General features: G+C 61.3%; 15 protein-coding genes and 1 tRNA gene. 1 reads left to right on the top strand and 15 read right to left on the bottom strand.

The window, feature by feature from the left end; all coding sequences use genetic code 11:
- Positions 1-60: 60 nt before the first annotated feature.
- From HMPREF2528_RS04650 to rpsB, 10 genes are all read right to left on the bottom strand, one after another.
- A complete protein-coding gene (locus tag HMPREF2528_RS04650; protein WP_070507740.1) occupies positions 61-2,109 on the bottom strand; it encodes an ABC transporter ATP-binding protein/permease in 2,049 nt (682 codons plus the stop codon).
- Between the two features lie 9 nt (positions 2,110-2,118).
- Complete coding sequence (locus HMPREF2528_RS04645) at positions 2,119-3,309, bottom strand: efflux RND transporter periplasmic adaptor subunit (protein WP_070507742.1); 1,191 nt, start codon at positions 3,307-3,309, stop codon at positions 2,119-2,121.
- A gap of 197 nt (positions 3,310-3,506) precedes the next feature.
- On the bottom strand, positions 3,507-4,361 hold the full coding sequence (locus tag HMPREF2528_RS04640; RefSeq protein WP_070507744.1) for a hypothetical protein: 855 nt from the start codon (positions 4,359-4,361) through the stop codon (positions 3,507-3,509).
- Between the two features lie 519 nt (positions 4,362-4,880).
- Positions 4,881-6,206 (bottom strand): 1-deoxy-D-xylulose-5-phosphate reductoisomerase, encoded by a 1,326-nt coding sequence (dxr, locus tag HMPREF2528_RS04635; RefSeq protein WP_070542735.1) that lies wholly within the window; start codon positions 6,204-6,206, stop codon positions 4,881-4,883.
- Between the two features lie 141 nt (positions 6,207-6,347).
- On the bottom strand, positions 6,348-6,935 hold the full coding sequence (locus HMPREF2528_RS04630; RefSeq protein ID WP_049332813.1) for a cell division protein DivIVA: 588 nt from the start codon (positions 6,933-6,935) through the stop codon (positions 6,348-6,350).
- 227 nt (positions 6,936-7,162) lie between these two features.
- Positions 7,163-8,008, bottom strand: a complete 846-nt coding sequence (locus HMPREF2528_RS04625; protein ID WP_070542731.1) for a phosphatidate cytidylyltransferase — start codon at positions 8,006-8,008, stop codon at positions 7,163-7,165.
- 79 nt (positions 8,009-8,087) lie between these two features.
- Entirely contained in the window at positions 8,088-8,645 is a 558-nt protein-coding gene (gene frr / locus HMPREF2528_RS04620) for a ribosome recycling factor (protein WP_049332817.1), read from the bottom strand.
- Between the two features lie 296 nt (positions 8,646-8,941).
- Positions 8,942-9,685 (bottom strand): UMP kinase, encoded by a 744-nt coding sequence (gene pyrH, locus HMPREF2528_RS04615; RefSeq protein ID WP_070542727.1) that lies wholly within the window; start codon positions 9,683-9,685, stop codon positions 8,942-8,944.
- Between the two features lie 196 nt (positions 9,686-9,881).
- Complete coding sequence (gene tsf, locus HMPREF2528_RS04610) at positions 9,882-10,712, bottom strand: translation elongation factor Ts (RefSeq protein WP_005507065.1); 831 nt, start codon at positions 10,710-10,712, stop codon at positions 9,882-9,884.
- A 154-nt stretch (positions 10,713-10,866) separates the two neighbouring features.
- Positions 10,867-11,664: a 30S ribosomal protein S2 gene (rpsB, locus tag HMPREF2528_RS04605; protein WP_005508818.1), complete on the bottom strand. Its 798-nt coding sequence runs from the start codon at positions 11,662-11,664 to the stop codon at positions 10,867-10,869.
- Between the two features lie 743 nt (positions 11,665-12,407).
- Between rpsB and HMPREF2528_RS04600 the strand changes: the two genes are divergently transcribed.
- Positions 12,408-12,848, top strand: a complete 441-nt coding sequence (locus HMPREF2528_RS04600; RefSeq protein ID WP_070542822.1) for a M23 family metallopeptidase — start codon at positions 12,408-12,410, stop codon at positions 12,846-12,848.
- A gap of 124 nt (positions 12,849-12,972) precedes the next feature.
- Here the strand turns inward: HMPREF2528_RS04600 and HMPREF2528_RS04595 are convergent, their stop codons facing one another.
- From HMPREF2528_RS04595 to HMPREF2528_RS04575, 5 genes are all read right to left on the bottom strand, one after another.
- Positions 12,973-15,207, bottom strand: a complete 2,235-nt coding sequence (locus HMPREF2528_RS04595; RefSeq protein ID WP_246823877.1) for a flagellar motor protein — start codon at positions 15,205-15,207, stop codon at positions 12,973-12,975.
- A gap of 10 nt (positions 15,208-15,217) precedes the next feature.
- The gene (locus HMPREF2528_RS04590) at positions 15,218-16,303 is read right to left on the bottom strand and encodes a hypothetical protein (protein WP_070542720.1); all 1,086 of its coding nucleotides are present in this window, start codon (positions 16,301-16,303) and stop codon (positions 15,218-15,220) included.
- Positions 16,304-16,574: 271 nt separating this feature from the next.
- Positions 16,575-16,648 (bottom strand) — tRNA-Ile (locus HMPREF2528_RS04585).
- Between the two features lie 115 nt (positions 16,649-16,763).
- Entirely contained in the window at positions 16,764-17,969 is a 1,206-nt protein-coding gene (locus tag HMPREF2528_RS04580; RefSeq protein ID WP_070507755.1) for a glycosyltransferase, read from the bottom strand.
- Positions 17,970-18,293: 324 nt separating this feature from the next.
- Positions 18,294-19,166 (bottom strand): phage holin family protein, encoded by an 873-nt coding sequence (locus HMPREF2528_RS04575; protein WP_070507758.1) that lies wholly within the window; start codon positions 19,164-19,166, stop codon positions 18,294-18,296.
- Positions 19,167-19,527: the final 361 nt, after the last annotated feature.

The following is a 19,527-nucleotide window of genomic DNA, read 5'->3' as shown; positions in this document are numbered from 1 at the left end:
GGGCGGGTGCCCCTGTAGGAACGAGGACGAACACTGCCCCTCAGCCCCTACTCAACGAGACTATCCGGCCGCCAGGGTCTGTGCCGGATCAATACGCGAAGCCTTCGCCGCCGGGTACAGACCAGCCAACACACCAACCAGCGCACCAGCGCCCAGACCCAGCAGAATAGTGTCGGCACTAATAATCGGCGTCCAACGGTTCATCAAAGACACAATCGAGATGCCGTTAACCGCCAGCACAATACCAGCCACAGCGCCCAGGATGCCGGTCAGCAACGCCTCCGCCGAGAACTGCAGCAGAATACCCGAAGGGCGCATACCAATAGCCAGACGCAAACCAACCTCACGGCGACGCTCCATCACCGCAACCAAGAACGTATTCATAATGCCCATCGCACCAATCACGAGGGTAATAACGCTCATCGCAAGAAGCATGGTGCGTTGCTGCTGGTCGACAGCCTCACGAAGGGTCTTCGGCTCCGGCGGCACACTCACGCTATACAGGGCGGGACGTTCCGGCGAGAGCGCGTACGGTGCTTCCTCCGCAATCTGGTTTGCGGCACCGGCAACAGTACTCACCACAATCTGAGTGGAACGCTTACCGGTCTGCGCCGCAACGGCACCGCCACCGGCAGCGGGCTGTGCTTCTTCAACATCGGCACCAGGCTTCGCGCCCAGAGGCAGGTAGACCGAACCGTACGACAGAGTCAGCGAGGGATTCTCCCGCACCACACCGATAACGGTGTACGGCTCATCGCGAATATAGACCGTAACTCCGGGGCTATAGGGTAGCGCAAGCTGGCGCATCACGCTTTCACTGAGCACCACGACCTTATCGTTCCGCTCCACATGCCCCTCGTCGAAGGTCCGACCCCACACCAGTTCATGACCCTGCACGCTAAAGATGCTGGGGGTTGCCGCACGGACGGCAGCCGTCACGTTAGCACCGCGCTCACCGAAGTTGTCTGGACCGCGCTGAATATCCGCGGATTCATAGAGCTGATCCACCAGCGCGGTACCGGTCACTCCGTTCAGCTGGCTAACACGCCGGTAGTTCTCACTTGCCGCAAGGCTCAAGAGTTCAGCCCGGCTCAGGGGTTCAGTTCGGGTAGAGCTAATCGTCAGGTGCTTAGCCCTAAAAATATCGAAGCTGTCAGCCAACTGCCCAGAAATAGTGGCGGTCAGACCGACGGTCAGCACGAGCGAAGCGATACCCAGCACCACACCAAGCATGGTGAAGATATTGCGCCTCACCCGGTGCACGGTAGCGTCCCAGGCTTCTTTGAGGGAGGCGAGCGCCCAAGGTGCACGACCACTGCTCTGCGGCTTAGAAACTTGTTCCTCAGCAGAGCTAGGCAGGTTCAGAGACGCGCGGGCGGTCGTTTCTTCCTGCCGCTGTGCATCCTGCTCGATGAGCTGCCCCTCGTGCATACGTAACACCCGGTCGCAGTGCTCCGCCACAAGCGGGTCGTGAGTAATCACAATCGTGCTTTGCTGGTCACCCGTACATTCGCGGAGCAGGTCAATGACTTCGCGGGTGAGCTCTTCATCCAGCGAGCCGGTCGGCTCATCGCAGAGCAGCAACGCCGGTTCCCCAATGAGCGCACGAGCAATAGCTACACGCTGCTTTTCACCGCCTGAGAGAGTGGTGATGGGTGCATCCGTTCGGTGGCTCAACCCCAGCAGGGCGAGAGTGTCCGCAACCCGTTGTGCTCGTTCCGCTTTGGGCACGCCACGGTAGATGAGCGGTAGCTCAACGTTGCGGTACACGTTCTTATGCTCGATGAGGTGGAACGCCTGGAAGACGAAACCGATGCTGTCCAGGCGCGCTTCAGCTCGCTGTGCCGCGTTGAAGGTTGCGGTGTCTGTACCGTCCAGCAGGTAGCTGCCGGAGGCGGGCGTGCTGAGCAGACCGAGGATGTTCAGCAGGGTTGATTTGCCGCTGCCGGACGGTCCCAGGATTGCGACGACTTCTCCGTAGCGGACTTTCAGGTCAATATTTTTGAGCACGTCAATTCGAGTGTCACCCTGCATAAAGTGCTGGGACACTCCCTGAATATCGACGCTATAGGCTGGTGGGTGCGCGTGAGCGGCGCGGGAGTCAGTCATGGCTACTCCCTACTTTTTCTCGCGCATGATTTTGACGCTGTCGCCTTCGTGCAGGTCACCGGTGACGGCGTTCTTGCCGTTGGCGTTGCTGATGACGGTAACGGTTACCTCGCGTTCTTCGCGGGCCTTCGACCCGTTGGAGCTTTCGGGGCCGAGCACGATGACTCGGGTCTGTCCGTCACGGGTGTAGAGCGCCGATGAGGGCACGACCAGGTGCGCTTCGGGGGTTTCTTCGAGGGTGAGTTCCGCGTTGACGGCGCCTCGAAGGCTGTCCGCCTTATCCCCTACGTCGAGGGTGAGGATGCGTTCCCCTTCGGTGCTTCCTGCCGCACCGGCTGCGCCGTTGAGGTTGGAGCCAGCCGCACCTTCTGCGCCATTGGCCTGGCGACCGGCCTGGCTGTTGCCTGCGGCACCGGCGGCTTCGGAGGTGTTCTTGTATCCGAGGGTTGCGACGTACTCAGTATCACCGAGGGAGGGCACGGTTACCTTCTGACCGCTACGGGCTTCGGGGGTGAGCCTACCGGTGGTTCCGGTGCAGCTGAGGGTCTTGCTACCTTCTGCGATGGTGGCTACGGGACCGTCTGCGATAGCGCCGGTTGCGCGGGGGTTGCCGGTGACAACTCCGGCACGGTTGATGATGAGGAAGTAGCGGGCGGGAATAGGCTGGTCAGTCTTGACGTGCGCGTAGCCGAGGCTGTCGAGGAGGTTGTTGAGAGCCTCGTAGGTGTCTTCGGTGATGCGTGCGGGCTGCGGGCCCTGACGTCCCATGGCAGTCAGTGCCTCGTTGAGGAGTGCAGCGTCGGGGCCGCTATCGTCGAGTTTGAGGTCGCGGTAGAGCGCGAAGCCGCCGGTGAGGGTGATGAGAGGTTCACCGTTGACTTCTGCGATGAGGGTTCCGTTGCCGACGGTGTCACCGTGTTTGATGGTGATTGCGGTGTACTGCCCTTCGCCGCTGTAGCGTAGCGGGGTTGAGGTGGCGTAGTTCGCGGTGCAGGTCAGGGGCACGGTAGTTCGCAGTTTTTCGCGGGTGACCGTGGCGGTGATGGTGGAGGGGTCCGGGGGTGCCGCTTCTGCGTCTTTTTGGGCGGTGGTTTTGATGTTTTGGGCGCTGATGAGCGTGCCGACGGTGATGATGAGGAGCAGGGCGATAATGCCGTAGAGCCAGAGGGTTTTCTTCTGGCGGGTGGGGGTGGCGCTCATGGTGTCCCTTCTTTGGGTGCGCGTGTGGGAACGCTATTGTCTGTGCCGTTTGGGCTTAGGGGCGGCGATGCCGTGTGGGGTTAGCTCGTGCCCGGCACGGGGATACGTGCCGGGCACAATACGCTGTGATGAGGTGTAGCCGTTGCAGCTACTCTGTACGCCTGTTCTGGTTAGTCCGGTCTGATTAGTCCGCAGGATTAGCTCAGAATCTTTCGGGCGTTCTCTTCAGCAGTTTTCTTGGCGGTGGTCACCTGTTCGATGAGGCCCTGCTCCTTTTCGAGGAAGGAACTCAGGTAAGCGATAGCAATCTTTCGCTGTTCGGCATCCAGCCCGGTTGCTTCACGGCAGGTCGCATCGTTAATCGCCAGTTCGTGGGTGTCTTGGTTGTTCTGGCGGTACTGTTCGCGAGCCATAACCGGAGTGGTGTAGTCTCCCCCAAAGCGTTCCTTCATACACTGTGCCCACTTCTCGGTGGCAGGCTCAAGGTCTTTGAAGATTGCGTCGTTGTTGAGGTAGTGAACCGCGGTAATGTGGACCCTTCGTATGGTCGCGCGGGATTCTTCTGAACCAAAGACTGCACGGGTGGCTTCTTGTTGGCAACCGCCCTTTCCTTCAGTACCGTTAAGAGCCTGCATTTCAGCGTCGCTCATAGTACGGCTCTGCTCTTCCAGTGCTGTAGTAGCCGCAGAGTAGCGCTCTTCGTATCCGCGAGCGCGGGCGTCCGCAACGGTGAGAGGTTCAAGATCAGCATGCAGAAGCAACGGGATTTCAGTTTTTCCTGCAGGAACCTTGTAGTTCGGGAATCCGCGTTCAGTCATGCACTGGCTCAGGGAACGCTGGTAGGCACGAACAACGTTGTCAGAAAGCGAGGCGAGGTTCTCTACTTTTTCGATAGCTTGGCTATCGGGACTCTTGGAGGCGCTATACGCCTTCTCAGCGTTAGCGGACGCCGAGGAGTCGGCACTGGGCTGCCCGGATGCACAGGAGCTAAGCATCAAGGTCAGCGGGAGTAGAGCCCCGGCAAGGGTTCGTAGGGTGTTCGGTCGACGCATAGGGGCACTTCCTCGTGAAATATAGCTGCATCTTTGTTCACTCGTTCGAGGGCTCTTCATTGTTTGCCCTAGAGAGAACATATTTTGAACACTAGCCTACTATGCGCCGGGAGGGGAGGCAAGGGGGGCGGTGTTTATCCTCGCCCCGCGGGTGGGGATGGCACGCCGCGTGTTTTTCTTTCGGGATACGGTTGGGGGGACGGTGTTCGTCCTCGTTCCTACAGGGGCACCCGCCCTCGCTCCGCTTCGGGCACCCTGATGTCACGTTCGGACGACACCGCCCCTCCACACGCACGCTAGGCTACCCGAGGTGGCGCGCCGTGTTTTCCGGAAGCGCCCTCAGGGTGTCACCCGGACGCTCTCCGATGCGGAGCGAGGAGGGGCGGAGCGTCCGGGTGACGGGTGCCCCTGCGTAGGCGCGGAGGAAACATGCGGCGTGCCGTCCCAACTAGCGAAGCGAGAACAAACACCACCCCTCCAAGTCCCAATCCGGGGGCAAGTACCGCCCTCAAAAGCGATTTAGCGTCCGGTCATACCCAGCAGCTCATTCGCACGAACGCGAGCCCAACGCTCCGCGTTCAGTACAGCCTCCAGCGTCAAATCAGCGTCAGAAACAGCCTCGGCGCTGCCGGTGTGCTCCTCCAGCACGCGTGCGACCGAATCGACAATGTCGGTAAAGCGAATCGCGCCCGCGTGGAATGCTGCCACGGCTTCCTCGTTGGCGGCGTTGAACACAGCAGGGTGCGTGCCGCCGACCTTACCGGCTTCCTTGATCATGCGCACGGCGGGGAATGCTTCCTCGTCCAGCGGCTCAAAGGTCCAGGATGCGGCCTTCGACCAGTCGCATGCGGGCACGGCACCGGGGACGCGGTGCGGCCAGGTCAGACCCAGCGCGATGGGCAGAACCATGCTCGGCGGGGATGCCTGCGCAATGGTTGAGCCGTCCACGAACTGCACCATGGAGTGCACGATGGACTGCGGGTGAACCGCCACGTCGATACGGTCCAGGTCCACGCCGAACAGGTGATGTGCCTCAAGCACCTCGAGCGCCTTGTTGACCATGGTTGCCGAGTTGGTGGTGACGACCAGGCCCATGTCCCAGGTGGGGTGTGCGAGCGCCTGCGCGGGGGTCACGTCGTGCAGTTGCTCGCGCTTGTAGCCGCGGAACGGGCCGCCCGAGGCGGTGAGGATCAGCCGGTCGATTTCGGCGTCGGTTCCGGAGGCGAGCGCCTGCGCGATGGCGGAGTGCTCCGAGTCGACGGGCACCATGGGGGTGTCCAGGGCCGATGCGTCCACGGCGGCGCGTACGAGCGGGCCGCCTGCGATGAGGGATTCCTTGTTGGCGAGTGCCACGCGGTAGCCGCTGTTGAGGGCGGTGAGGGTCGGCTCCAGGCCGATGGAGCCGGTGATGCCGTTCAGGACGGTGTCTGCCGGGTGCGCGGCGGCCTGTACGGATGCTTCGGCGCCGTGGGCGATTTGCGGGGCGTAGCCGGTGACGCCGGCTTCGGAGGCTGCCGCCTCGATGAGTTCGCGCAGGCGCTGCGCGTCTTCAGCGGTGCCGCTGGTGGCGACCAGCTCGGCGCGAGTGTGCACGGCCTGGCGGGCGAGCAGCTCGAGGGAGCGGGAACCCGCCGAGAGGGCGACGACCTTCAGCGGTGCGTCGGCTGCGGAGGCGCTGGTGCCCTTGAGCGCGGCGAGGTGGTCGATGACCTCCATGGCTTGGGTGCCGATGGAGCCGGTCGAGCCGAGGAGGGTGACGCGCTGCGGTGTGCGGGTGAGTTCTGTGAGGGCGTCGGTGAGGCGGTCGCGGCTGCCGCCGACGCGTTCTGAGGATCCAAACTTCATGGTTCTAGTGTCTCACGAGCTCGCGGCTTCACTGCGGCACGCTGGCTCGCCTCCGCATAGACCCTTCCGCGTAGAAGAGATCTCAGCATAGAAGAATCCCCCGCCCTGTCGTCCGGGGCGGGGGATTCTACACATCATGTTTTAGAGCAGGTCCTGCAGCAGCTCAATGCAGCGGTCCAAGAAGGCGTCCACCTGCGTCTCGTCGTAGCTGACGGTGCCCGATGCCGGGCGGAACATCGCGTGGCGCACAACCGAAGGGTCGAGCGGCTCTTCGCTGTTGAGCTGGGCGTAGACGTGGTCGCAGACGGCGTCCACATCGCCAACGAAGTAGCCCATGTAGCGGCGCTTGCTGGGGCGGCGGAAACGCTCACCGGCGGGACGCTCCAGGCGGCCGGCGAGCAGCTCACCGGTCTCCACGAGGGAGCGTTCCCAGTTGTCCAGGCCGTACGCCTCGATGTAGCGGCTGCGCTCGAGCTTGGCGAAGCGCTCCTCAATCTTTTCGAGGGCGCGATCAACCACGTCGAGCTTGTAGCCGCCGGGCTCCTCGCGGAAGATGACCTGACGAATCCGTCGGGAGGTGTAGAGATCTTCGGGGAGCTCGGCTGCTCCGCTGAGCTTTTCGTAGTCCTCGGCGAGGCGGGTGAAGAGGCGGTCTACTTCGCTGCGCTTGTAGCCGGGTTCGGTTTCTCCGGCGCGGGCAAATCCGCCTCCGCGGGTGGTGCTGGCCAAGGTGACTCCTCTCAACGATTGAGCTTTAAGAATACCAACGTCGAGGCCGCATCGTGCAAGAACCTGCGGGCCATGTCTCAGATGCACACCGTGCATCCGCCGCCGCGCGCGCCAACGCCTACCCAGACCGCCCGGATGCGCAGGACCCGGTACGAGCCTTCCGGCACGCAAAGCGGGGTGCCCCTCCCCCGCTGTGGGAGAGAAACACCCCGCTAAACGTCACGCCCTTAGAGGGGCATCACGAAGGCGAAGATGAGGCAGCCGGCGGCGGCCGCGAACAGAACCGAGTCGAGGCGGTCCATCATGCCGCCGTGGCCGGGCAGGATATTCGACATATCCTTCACACCCATGCGGCGCTTGAAGATGGATTCCACCAGGTCGCCGGCGGTGGAGGCAATCACCATCACCGCGGCGAAGGGAATACCCCAGAACCAGGGCGAACCCATCACGGCAAAAGCGATGGAAGCGACCAGGGCCGAGCCGACGAAGGAACCAGTCAGGCCCTCCCAGCTTTTCTTCGGCGAAATTCGCGGCGCCATGGGGTGCTTGCCCCAGTTCACGCCGGCGATGTAGCCGAAGGTGTCGTTGCTGATGGCCATGAGCAGGATCATGAGGATTCCCTGCACGCCGTGCTCGCTCCGGAAGTACACCATCGCGGTACCCAGCATGAGGGGAATCCACAGCACGGCCAGCAGGCCGCCGGCCCAGGACCTCAGCGGCGACACCCTGCGGTCGGCCCGAGGTGCATACGAAGCCAGCAGAAGCAGCAGCAGGGTCACGCCCACCGCAAGCCACAGCCCGCCGAATCCCGCGGCGTAACCGCAGGCCACCGACACCGTTGAGAGGATCCCCAGCGGGACGGCGGGGATGCCGTAGCCGCGGCGGGTGTTGAAGACCGTAGCCACTTCCCAGACGCCTATCCCGACGGCCACGGCGGCAAAAGCCACCAGGACCGGCTGGATGAAAAGGCCCAGCACCAGGACGAGGCCGAAGCTCACACCCACGCCAATGGCGGCGGGTAGGTTGCGACCTGCCTTGGAGGCGGGCTTAGCGTTCTCAGACGTAGTGTTCATTCTCTGTCCCGGGTTGGCGGGGCAGAGCGGCGTGCGCTGCTGTCCCTTCCTTCGCTTCGTTGCGTGTCGTGATGAGGATTTAGACCTCGAGGAGCTCGGCTTCCTTGTGCTTGTACAGAGCGTCGATCTGCTCGACGTGCTTCTTGGTCAGAGCGTCCAGATCCTTCTCGGCGCGTGCGCCCTCGTCCTCGCCAATCTCGCTGTCCTTGACGAGCTTGTCGATGGAGGTCTTGGCGTGGCGGCGCACGTTACGGATCGAGATGCGTGCCTCCTCAGCCTTCTGGTTGACGAGCTTGGTGTACTCCTTGCGGCGCTCGGCGGTCATTTCGGGCATGACCACGCGGATTGCGGCGCCGTCGTTGCTGGGGTTAACGCCCAGGTCGGAGTCGCGCAGTGCCTTCTCGATGGCGGCCAGGGCGGTCACGTCGAAGGGAACGATCTTGACGGTGCGTGCGTCTTCAACGTTGAAGGACACCAGCTGCTGCAGCGGGGTCGGTGCGCCGTAGTACTCGGCGGTCAGGCCGCTGAAGATTGCGGGGTTCACACGACCGGTGCGGACCTTAGCGAACTCAGTCTTGGTTGCTTCAATGGTCTTTTCCATCTTCTCGCCGGCTTCGGCAAGGATTTCTTCGATCACGAAAGGATCTCCTTTGTCGGTATTCTGGGGTACCAGAGTTGTCGGTGGGTGCGCGTTCAGCCTTCATGATTTCCCTACCGGTTCGCGGCGCGTCCGAGGCGAAAAGCTGAGGAATAATGCGAAGTCGATGGGAAAGAGGCAGAACGTCGTATTTGATATAAGTCTAGACGGTACCGGCGGGCATAAGCGAGTTTTAGCGCTTACCCGCGCGGTACCGTCCAGAATAAGTCCGCGCTATCGAGCACGGTCACAGTGTGAGGGCGCGTTCCGTACGCCCAAACCTAAAAATTTAGGCGTTAGCGAGTAACGAGGGTACCCATCTTCTCGCCCAGAATCGCGCGGGTCACGTTACCCTCACCCTGCATGCCGAACACGCGCATGGTCACGTTGTTGTCGCGGCACAGGGAGAACGCGGTCTGATCCAGCACGCGGATGTTGCGCTGCATTGCCTCATCGTAGGTGAGGTTGTACAGGCGCTCAGCGTTGGGGTCCTTGTTCGGGTCAGCAGTGTAGATGCCGTCCACGCCGTTCTTAGCCACCAGAACCTCATCTGCGTGGATTTCCAGGGCACGCTGAGCAGCCACAGTGTCAGTGGAGAAGTAGGGCAGACCCGCACCAGCACCGAAGATCACGACACGGTCCTTCTGCATGTGGCGGATTGCGCGGCGAGGAATGTAAGTCTCAGCAACCTGCGGCATGGTGATAGCGGACTGAACGCGGGTGTCAATACCCTCCTGCTCCAGGAAGTCCTGCAGAGCCAGGGAGTTCATCACGGTGCCGAGCATACCCATGTAGTCTGCACGGGAGCGGTCCATACCCGCCTGAGAGAGTTCAGCACCGCGGAAGAAGTTGCCGCCACCAATCACGATGGAGGTTTCAACCTGGCCGACGGTTGCGGCAATCTGCTTGGCGATGCTGCGCACGACCTCGGTCGAAATACCAACTTCACCGCCACCAAAAACCTCACCGGAAAGCTTGAGCAAAACGCGGCGACGGCCGGTCTCGTCATGGTGAATCGGGTGCGAAATAGCTTCGGGCATGGTTCCTCCAGTGGCTTACCTAGGGGTTGTTATAGGTGATCGGGGCGGACTTCCTGCCGCCTAGTCCTTATCAAGGATACAGCAAAGCCGGGTAGCCACCAGTGGTGACTACCCGGCTTCAGGCTATAATCCCAACCTCATACGACTTCCCTTACCGGGAACCCGCAATACGGGAGGGCAGAACTGCAGCGAGTCCTTATGCGCCCACGCGGAAACGTGCGAATGCGGTAGCGGTTGCGCCAGCCTCGGACAGAACCTGTGCGACAGACTTCTTGGAGTCCTTCGCGAAGTCCTGATCGAGCAGGGTGTTCTCCTTGAAGAAGCCCTTCAGGCGACCCTCAACAATCTTGTCCAGAATCTTCTCGGGCTTGCCCTCAGCGATTGCGGTCTCGCGAGCAACGCGCTTCTCGGTCTCGATCTGGTCTGCGGGGATGGACTCAGAATCCAGGTACTTGGGGCTCATTGCAGCAATGTGCACTGCAACGTCGTGTGCGATCTCGTCGGTGTTCTCACCGGAGACAGCCAGCAGAACGCCAACCTGTGCCGGCAGGTCCTTGGAGGTCTTGTGCAGGTAAACTGCAACGTTCTCGCCCTCAACGCGTGCAACGCGGCGGACAACGATCTTCTCGCCGAGCAGTGCACCAGCGTCGGTGGTCAGCTCCTCAACGGTCTTGCCCTCGTAGGATGCAGCCTGCAGCTCTTCCAGGGTGGAAGCGTCAGCAGCAATAGCAGCCTCGAGCACGTTCTGGCCGAAAGCGATGAAGGGGTCGGACTTTGCCACGAAGTCGGTCTCGGAGTTGACCTCGATCATGTAGCCAACGCCGTTCTCAACGCGTGCAGCCACCAGGCCCTCAGCGGTTGCGCGACCCTCGCGCTTGGTGATGCCCTTCAGACCCTTAACGCGGATGATCTCGGCAGCCTTCTGCTGGTCGCCGTTAGCCTCGTCCAGAGCCTTCTTGACGTCGAGCATACCTGCGCCGGTCTTCTCGCGCAGTGCCTTGATGTCTGCTGCGGTGTAGTTCGCCATTGTGAACTCCTTGTGTTGCTGTAATAAATCGGGATGACATCCCGGTGGTACATATGGCGGACGGCGCCGCGCCCAGGTCAGGGCGGGCGCCGTCCGAACGTGGTCCCCGCGGGCGGGGGGCCACAAAGCATAAAGCTTAGTGGGCTAAGAAAGCTTACTTAGCTGCCTCTTCAGCCTGTGCAGCCTCGTGCTGCTCCAGGAGCTCGCGCTCCCAAGCTGCCATGGGCTCCTCAGCTGCTTCAGCCTTGCCGTTCTTCTTAGCGTTGCGCTCGATCAGGCCGGCTGCCACTGCGTCAGCAATCACGCGGGTGAGCAGGTTGACGGAGCGGATAGCGTCGTCGTTACCGGGGATCGGGAAAGCAACCTCGTCGGGGTCGCAGTTGGTGTCGAGGATAGCAACAACGGGGATGCCCAGCTTCTGAGCCTCGTTAACTGCCAGGTGCTCCTTCTTGGTGTCAACAACCCACAGGAGGGAGGGAACCTTGGACAGGTTACGGATACCGCCGAGGGTCTTCTCGAGCTTCTCGAACTCGCGACGCATGAGGAGCAGTTCCTTCTTGGTGTAGCGAGAACCTGCTACATCGTCGAAGTCAATCTGCTCGAGTTCCTTCATGCGCTCGATGCTCTTGGAGATGGTGCTGAAGTTGGTCAGCATACCACCGAGCCAGCGGTGGTTCACGTAGGGCATGTTCACGCGGGTTGCCTGCTCAGCGATAACTTCCTGAGCCTGCTTCTTGGTACCCACGAACAGGATGTTGCCACCGTGTGCGACGGTCGACTTAACAGCCTCGTATGCCTTGTCGATGAAGGCGAGGGACTGCTGCAGGTCGATGATGTAGATGCCGTTGCGCTCGGTCAGGATGAAACGCTTCATCTTGGGGTTCCAACGGCGGGTCTGGTGACCGAAGTGAACGCCGGAGTCCAGCATTTCACGCATAGTTACGACGGGCATGTCGTCTCCTTTGTGGTGCCGCGCGGACCTCCCATTCGGGCTAGCCCAACGCGCGCATAGTAGTTATCAGTTTTTCCTGGCGGCGGTTAGCGTTCACGGTTACCCGTTCAGCTCAGGCCCTAACCACCCCGTATGGGTGGACCGAAGGTCCCTTATCGGCTCCCCATGTGAGGATGCCGCTCACGCCGCGCGTCGTCAGTGGTACTGTGCGGAATCCCTTGAAGAGGGAGAATACCCGCGCAGGCACACTGCAATACGACATTGTACCGTATATTCCGCGATTAATCCGCCGGGTTGGGGTTAAAACCTGCGCGGGCGGTGCGGGTGTGTGCAGGGGCACTGTGGATAAAGGATTTTAAGGCGCAAACAGCGGGGTTATCCACAATTTTTCGTGAGGCGCTGCGGGGCGGGGCGATTCGTGATGTGCTCAGAAGATGAAGCAGAACATGATGACATTAGCGATAACGCTACGGCGCGCGATGCTGATGGCGTGCTGCCTGCTGGGTGCACTTGTGAGCGCGGGCGGGCAGGGCTACACGGGTGGGCAGAGCTACGCGGGCAGTCAGGGTTATTTGGGCAGTCAGGGTTATTCGGGCTGGCTCAGTTTTACAGGCGGGGCAGGGTTTACTGACGGTGCCATCTCAAGTGCACAAGCTCCCAGCAGCGCACACGTTCCCCACACCGTTGAGCTCACCGCGAGCCGACTACGCTACCGCTCCCCCACCGCCGAATCCAGACCGCGGGTGATCCACCCCTTTGAGAAGCCCGCCCAACGCTGGAGCGCCGGGCACCGCGGCGTAGACCTTGCCGTACCCGAGAACGACCGGCACGTCTACGCACCGGCACCGGGAAAAGTGGTTTTCAGCGGCACGGTCGTCAACCGCAAAGTGTTGGTCATTGCGCATCCGGATGGGCGGCGCAGCACCTTCGAACCCATGGATGAAACGCTCCCGGCCGGCACCACCGTTGCAGCCGGTGAGGTCATCGGCACCGTCGCAGTCACGGCAGGCGGCAACAGCGAGCGCCCCTGCCGGCGGTGCTCCACTCCGTGCCTGTACTGGGGCGTACGCCAGGGAGGCGCCCGCGGGGACGGCAGCGGCAAGGAAGCCGAGTACATCAACCCCATGAGCCTGCTGGGCTCGAAGGAACCAAGCATTCTGCTACCCGTGCCGGGTGGATATTAGGTGGCGAGTACTCGCGCTGGCAGTCATTGGGTACGGCTGTGGCCCGTCACCTCCCCAAAAGGAGGCAACGGGCCACAGGAGCCAGTCTAGGGGCGTTCTCTAGCGAGGCGCTAGAGGCAGCTACTTACTGGAGGACGTCACCGTCATCAGCACCGAATTGGTTCGGCTGTACAGGCTGCTGAGCAGTCTGACCGGGCTGAACCTGCTGACCGGGCTGAGTAGGCTGAACCGGCTGTGCAGGCTGTGCGGTCTGCGCGGCCTGCGCATCGTACGCAGGCATTGCCTTGGTCGGTTCATTCTCACCGTAGTTCAGGCCGTGCTGCGGGGTGAATACCTGAGTCGGCGAATCGTCACCCGCAGCGTAGGCGGTGTTCTGCGCCGGGTAGCCGCCCTGTGCCTGGTAACCGGGCTGAGCAGCGTAACCACCCTGTGCCGGGTAACCATTCTGAGCTGCGTAACCACCCTGTGCGTCAGCCTGGGTTGCACCGTAACCGGTCGCAACACCAGCCGCCGCACCCAGTGCAGCAGCCGAAGCGGCACGACGCTCACGGCCCTTCGCACGAGCCGCCGCAATCTTCTTGCGGAGCAGGAAGAGCAGAATCAGGATGAGCAGTAGCAGACCCACAATAACCGCGTCCACGATTACGTCAGTCATGCTCAGACCTGACACCGGAACAGTCAGACCGGAGGTGCTACTGACACCACGGTCAGTCTTGACGCTCAGCTCGCCACCGTTCACGGTGAGCTGCACGTGCTGAGAGTTCTTCGCGAGGCTGTTCGCGGCATCTACCTTCTGCTGGTCCAGCGAGGAGAAGGTCGGCGCCTTGAAGGTGAACTCGAAGGGAGCGGAGTAGTAGTTACCCAGCTTTGAAGAGAGCTTGATTTCAGGGGTCACCGTGTAGTCGGAGCCGAAGGGGTGGTATCCGCCGGGGCGGGTCACGGTTACCTTCGAATCGGGCAGGTACTCGTTCAGACGCTGGTTGAACTCGTTCTGGTCCTTACCGCGAACCTTCACGCTCACGATGGTGGAGTCGCCGTCCTGACGGACCTCGGTCTCGTCATTGCTGCCGCCTGCGAAAACGTCCTTGAGCTTCTGCTCAGCGCCTGCAACATCCTCGGTCGGGAATGCGTAGAGGAAACGCGCTTCCATGGAACCATCCAGGCCCAGGGAGGTAGCGACCTTCATGCTCTTCATCTCAATCTGACGTGAAGAAACACGGTCAACCGCGATGAGAGTACTGCTACCGCCCGAACGGGAGGAGCTAGCGCGGCCCTCGGGGTCAACCATGTAGGACTTATCGTTGCTGTCCACGATGGTCAGGGTCAGGCCATCACCGTTCGGGGAGCACAGCAGGGAGCAGTCCAGCAGACCCGAAATCTTCTTCTGAACGGTAAAGTTGTTGTCCTTCGCCACTACCTCACGGCTGGCGGAGAAATCGGTGCTGCTTGCGCCAAACAGCTTCTTGAGACCGCTGCCCAGGTCCTCAATCGAAGAAGCGCTAAAGGTCAGGGTACGACCCACTTCTTCCTTCGCACTGGCGGTCGATGCGGAAGGAGCGTATGCCTTCGCCTGCGAGGACTCCAGGCCCTTCTTCAGCTCGGAGCCCTCAGGCTTGACCTGGTTCAGGTAGGCGTCGACCGCAGAAGCGGTCTCGGTGTTCATGATTTCCTTCGCGACGAAGGAAACCATCACGGAGTAACCGCCGTCCTTCTCCTTTACGTCAAGAATGACGTTACGGAAACCGCGGTCCTGAACATCCTTTGCGGAAATCTTAGAACCACCGGAGTTCTTCACTTCCTTCTCGCCAAACTTCACAGTGGTTTCATCGCTGCTGCTGAGAACGCTGTTCTTATTGGAAGCAGACACAACACCGTCCACTACCAGAGCTTCAGGAAGCCAGCCCAGCAGATCGCCCGAGCTGAAGTTTTCCTTCACCTGAATACCCTGCACCAGACCCTGGTCAGAGTTGACGATGCTAATCTGCGGCTTGATGTCGGAGCCCGAAGCCTTCAGCAGAGAGGTCACCTTGGAGTGGTACTCGTCCACGGAGGAGAAGGATACCTTGAAAGTCGCACGAGCCTTGTCACCCTCAGACTGAATACCTTCGTATTCCAGGCCCTCGGGCAGGTGCTTACGTACGGACGCATCCAGCGCCTGGGTTCCACCCTTAACCTTGTCCTGGTTATCCTTCATGTTGAAGGAAACCAGAATGGTGCGGGTACCCTTCTCAGCGCTCTCAAGGCCCAGCTGAGTCTCAATCTTTGCGCTGCAGGCGCTCAGAACCAGGGCGGCAATGGTCAACAGAACCGCCAGGAACATCCAGCGCTGACGAGTCGGCGCGCTCGGGGTGTGAGTCATCGCGTGCATACTAGGCTCCCATCAGGCGAATCGCCACGTAATAGACGACCATGGACGCCAGAACCCATGCGGTGCTCAGCGCCGCGTGCATGATAATCGGGGACTTCGCGAAGCGGCCCAGACGGTTCAGACCCAGATAGGTGAGAGCCTCACCCGAGAACACGGCGAAAGCAAGCACCAGGACTATGAGCATGGTCAGGAAGAACGCACCGTCACCGCTACGGGTGAGGGTCAGGAAGAACACGAGCAGGTTCAGCACCAGGAACGAAGGAATCAGCGCCAGGGAAGACACCGACACGGCGTGCATACTCGCGGTGAAGGAGGTCGGCGCCTTACCGATACGCGCGGTCAGCTGCAGCTGCACACCGCGCAGAACCTGCACACCGAAGATTGCAAGAGCCATCAGCACGTACGCCAGAATCATGCGTCCGGTCGGTACAGCCTGTGCTGCGTAGGCACCACCGTAAGCGGCACCGCCTCGACCGCCGAACATGTAGCCCACCATGGACATCGCGATAACGGCAGCCAGGATAATCAGCTGGCTGAAGAAGAAGGCACCCACCAGCGCCTGCAGAGTCGTGGGAACAATCCAACCCCACGCACCGGCGGCAGAGATGCGGGCGTGCGCGGTCGCCGGGTTGCTGGAGAAAACGTCCAGGAACGCGTTCCAGGTAGCGCCCAGTGCCTTCACCGCCGGATGCGGTGCGCTCGGCGCATAGGTTGCCTGGCCGGGCTGACCGGGCTGCGCGGCCCCAGGCTGAGCAGTACCGGGCTGGGGTGCGGCGGCAGGCTGACCGGGCTGTGCGGGGGCTGCCTGAGCCTCAGCATTCGGCTGTGCATTAGCGTTTACCGGCGTGGGCTGAGGCGCCTGCTGCGGCTGGACGGGTTGCTGAGGTGCTACCGGCGCGGCAGGCTGAGCAGCATTACCCTGCTGGCTCGGCTGCACAGGCTGGCTCGGCTGAGCAGCCTGAGCTGCATTACCCGGCTGAGCAGCCTGACCCGGAAGCGAAGCATCCTGCGCGGGGTGTGCGCCGGCATCGTAGCCGTAGCCTCCGGCTGCACCCTGCGACGGGTTGTTGGGAGTGTTCTCCGACATTGAGATCCTCTCGTATGATGTGTGGAAGCAACACCTACCGGCTGAATCGGCATCTACCGGCGGCATCGCACTGTCTTTCGTGACAAGACTCTTCAACCCTACCGTATTGAACGCTATGATGCGTCTTCGTTCGTCATTTACTCATTTTCATCACCGTTGATGCATTCCATGCACGAAAATAGGCCCCCTGAGAGTACGACAAAAGAGCGCGAAAAAGGGCGCGAAAAAGCCCCGCCCGCCGACAAGTGGGTGAAGTCGACGGGCGGGGCCGTAGGGAGTGCGGGGCTCGAACCCGCGACCAAGGGATTATGAGTCCCCTGCTCTAACCGGCTGAGCTAACTCCCCATCCGGTGCAGTGACGGCGCGCAATGGGCGCCAGCACCATCCTCTAGAGTACCTGAACGGCGACTGAGAACGAAAAACGCTCTCTCCTACTCACCGCTCGGAGGCCTAGAGAAGCTTAGCGGCGCGAATCCAGGTAACGCTGGTACGGAGCGTCGCTCACGTACAGCTCCTCGAAGGTACGCCAGGTGTTCTCAGCACTGTGGAAGCCCACGATGCGGCGGGATTCGCGACCCATCTGCTCACGCTCAGCGGCGGGCAGGGAGAGCACTGCCTCCAGCTTCTTCGCCAAATCCTGAGCATTATTGGGTTCGAAGAGGTAGCCGTTCACGCCATCCTCCACCAGGTGCGGCAGAGCCAGCGCATTCGCAAGCACCACGGGGGTGGAGGCGCTCATCGCCTCCAGGGAAACCAGGGACTGCAGTTCTGCGGTACCGGGCTGGCAGAACACGTCAGCCATCTGGTACACCTCGGGCAGATGCTCATCCGGAACGAAGCCACGGAAAATCACACGGTCGGACACGCCGCAAGCGTGCGCCTTCTGCTCGAGAGCCTCACGCAGCTCACCACCACCGGCAATATCCAGCACCACGTGCTCGAGGGTATCGGGCAGCAGGGAGAGCGCCTCGATGAGCACGTCCACGTTCTTCTCTTCGGCAAGGCGACCCACGAAGGCAATACGCAGCTCACCGGGAACCTTGCCGGCGTCAGCGCCCTCAGCCAGCTCGTAGTCGCTGATCTCAATACCGTTAGAAACCGGCATGACGGGGCGGTCAAAATGGCCCAGGTCGCGCATCGCATCCGCACCAATCTGGGTGGGGGTGGTAACGACCGCAGTCTTGGAGAAGCAGAAACGCATATCCTTCCAGGTGACCTTCTCAATCACGCGCTTCACGGGAGAAGGGAAGGGCAGGAACGGGTCAAGGTTCGCCGGCATGAAGTGGTTCGTTGCGATGACGCGGATACCGCGGCGCTTCGCCTGGAAAATGAGGGCACGGCCAATAATGTAGTGGCACTGCACGTGCACCACATCCGGGCGGACCTCGTCAAGGATTGCGCCGACCTCGGACCAAATCTCCCAGGGCACGCAGATGCGGTTCGTCTCGTGGGTCGGGGGCAGGTGCGAGCGCAGGCGGTGCTCCACGATGCCACTCTCTACTTCGGTGCGGTAGCTGGGGCCGGGGATGGGGCTGGCGGCGACCACGTGCACGGAGTGACCTCGCTTGAGCATGGAGGTGGCAAGGCGGTGACCGAATTGTGCTGCACCGTTGATGTCCGGCGGGTAGGTTTCTGCGCCAATCAGAATCGTCTTTGCCTGTTCCATGACGGGGCTCCTCATCGGGGTGTAGTGTGTCGGTGACTTTGGGGTTTCGGGTGCGACGGTGCGCCGCTTCTACCTCTGTCTGCCGCGTGCACCGGGTGGGTCCAGTACGTACAGCACTTGTCTATTCTACCTGTGAGCTGCGTCCTTCTCCGATTTGTGGCGGGCGGCTTTGGCTGGGAGTTACCTCTAAACCTCACGCTGAGACAGAAGCCAGCAACCTGCCCGTAGACGCACAAACGCCCCGATACGAGTATCGGGGCGTTTAGACGCCGACGTTAAACCTGTGCCGGTTTTAGCGGCGACTGGGTTTATGGTGTACCGGGTTTAGCGGCGTACCAGGCGGTTCAGGAAGTGCAGGACGGTTGCAATGGATGCGCCCAGTGCTGCGAAGGACTTCCAGCGTGCCTGCAGAACCTCGGGCTTGCGCACGTTCTCTGCCAGGCCGCGGCCGGTAGCTGCTGCACCTGCGGCAACCTCGGAGGGCACTGCCTTGAGAGCGTCCAGAGCCTGCTGGGTGTTGTTCTGAACGTCGCCGGTGTAGGACTGCAGGTCGTCGCGCAGGGCTGCCAGATGCTGGCGACGCTCTGCGGTGCGCTGCTTGAGCTCTTCGAAGGTCGGCGGCTTGGGCTCTTCCTCACCGCGTGCCTTGCGCTCTTCAGCTTCCTGACGTGCGCGTTCTGCTGCCTCTTCAGCTTCCTTAGCCTTCTGCTCAGCGCGCTCTGCCTGTTCCTTCTTCAGGCGCTCAGCGGACATAGCGGTACCTTCCTTGAGTACGCCGAGGTCGAAGAGCAGACCAAAGATTGCGGATTCGGGCTTGAACGGCAGCTGTGCCTTGACCTTCTTCAGGCCGACCAGGGCGCAGATTGCCAGGACGATGAGGAAGATGAGGGCGAAGACCAGCGCGGATGCCCAGTAGGGCATGACGGTGCCGAGGCCGAGGATTGCTGCGGCGACCAGCGCGATGATCAGGAACAGACCGAAGACTGCTGCGACGCCGAAGAAGGCTGCGCCCTTACCAACGGCGATGCCCTTGGCCTTCAGTTCGTGCTTTGCAATCTGGATTTCGTCCTTGACCTGGCTGGGTCCGAGGGTCTTGAAGGTTTTGCCAGCGTCGATGATGTTCGCGACGCCGGACTTAATCCCGCTGATGCCAGCAAAGAAACCCTTGGGTGCCTTGGGATTAGTAGTAGTGGTCATGACCACCTCTCCGTGACGTGTTTTTGGAGGCTTCTTTTTCGCACTCCACCTCCTATAGTTTAGCCCCTTATGGTACCCCTGCGTGACCGTTTGAACGGGGGTTTGCGCTATCTCTTCAGGTATTTTCGACTTTCTGAGGTTTGTATTGAGCTGCGGGCGTAGCATTCTGGGCTTGGTTGCGCCTGTGGATTTGCTCTGGAGTAGGCGTAAGAGGATGCCGATGCGCCGCTCCCCCGCTACGCGCCGAGTGGGCGTGTGGTTGATGTGGGTGGGGAACTTTCCTGTGCGTTAGACTTCACATTTTTGCAGGGTACATTTTTACAGGGTGAAGTATCTTTGCCTCGCCGGGGGCGTAAGCCCG

It is taken from the genome of Rothia sp. HMSC078H08, from assembly GCF_001808955.1.
In the GTDB taxonomy this organism is placed as follows: domain Bacteria; phylum Actinomycetota; class Actinomycetes; order Actinomycetales; family Micrococcaceae; genus Rothia.
The sequence above is the reverse complement of the archived record's forward strand: the minus strand, read 5'-3'. Positions and strand labels throughout refer to the sequence as shown.

Coding starts and splice junctions, on each gene's coding strand:
- HMPREF2528_RS04650 (WP_070507740.1), bottom strand. CDS start 2,109: ATGACTGACTCCCGCGCCGCTCACGCGCACCCACCAGCCTATAGCGTC.
- HMPREF2528_RS04645 (WP_070507742.1), bottom strand. CDS start 3,309: ATGAGCGCCACCCCCACCCGCCAGAAGAAAACCCTCTGGCTCTACGGC.
- HMPREF2528_RS04640 (WP_070507744.1), bottom strand. CDS start 4,361: ATGCGTCGACCGAACACCCTACGAACCCTTGCCGGGGCTCTACTCCCG.
- dxr (WP_070542735.1), bottom strand. CDS start 6,206: ATGAAGTTTGGATCCTCAGAACGCGTCGGCGGCAGCCGCGACCGCCTC.
- HMPREF2528_RS04625 (WP_070542731.1), bottom strand. CDS start 8,008: ATGAACACTACGTCTGAGAACGCTAAGCCCGCCTCCAAGGCAGGTCGC.
- pyrH (WP_070542727.1), bottom strand. CDS start 9,685: ATGCCCGAAGCTATTTCGCACCCGATTCACCATGACGAGACCGGCCGT.
- tsf (WP_005507065.1), bottom strand. CDS start 10,712: ATGGCGAACTACACCGCAGCAGACATCAAGGCACTGCGCGAGAAGACC.
- rpsB (WP_005508818.1), bottom strand. CDS start 11,664: ATGCCCGTCGTAACTATGCGTGAAATGCTGGACTCCGGCGTTCACTTC.
- HMPREF2528_RS04595 (WP_246823877.1), bottom strand. CDS start 15,207: ATGACTCACACCCCGAGCGCGCCGACTCGTCAGCGCTGGATGTTCCTG.
- HMPREF2528_RS04590 (WP_070542720.1), bottom strand. CDS start 16,303: ATGTCGGAGAACACTCCCAACAACCCGTCGCAGGGTGCAGCCGGAGGC.
- HMPREF2528_RS04580 (WP_070507755.1), bottom strand. CDS start 17,969: ATGGAACAGGCAAAGACGATTCTGATTGGCGCAGAAACCTACCCGCCG.
- HMPREF2528_RS04575 (WP_070507758.1), bottom strand. CDS start 19,166: ATGACCACTACTACTAATCCCAAGGCACCCAAGGGTTTCTTTGCTGGC.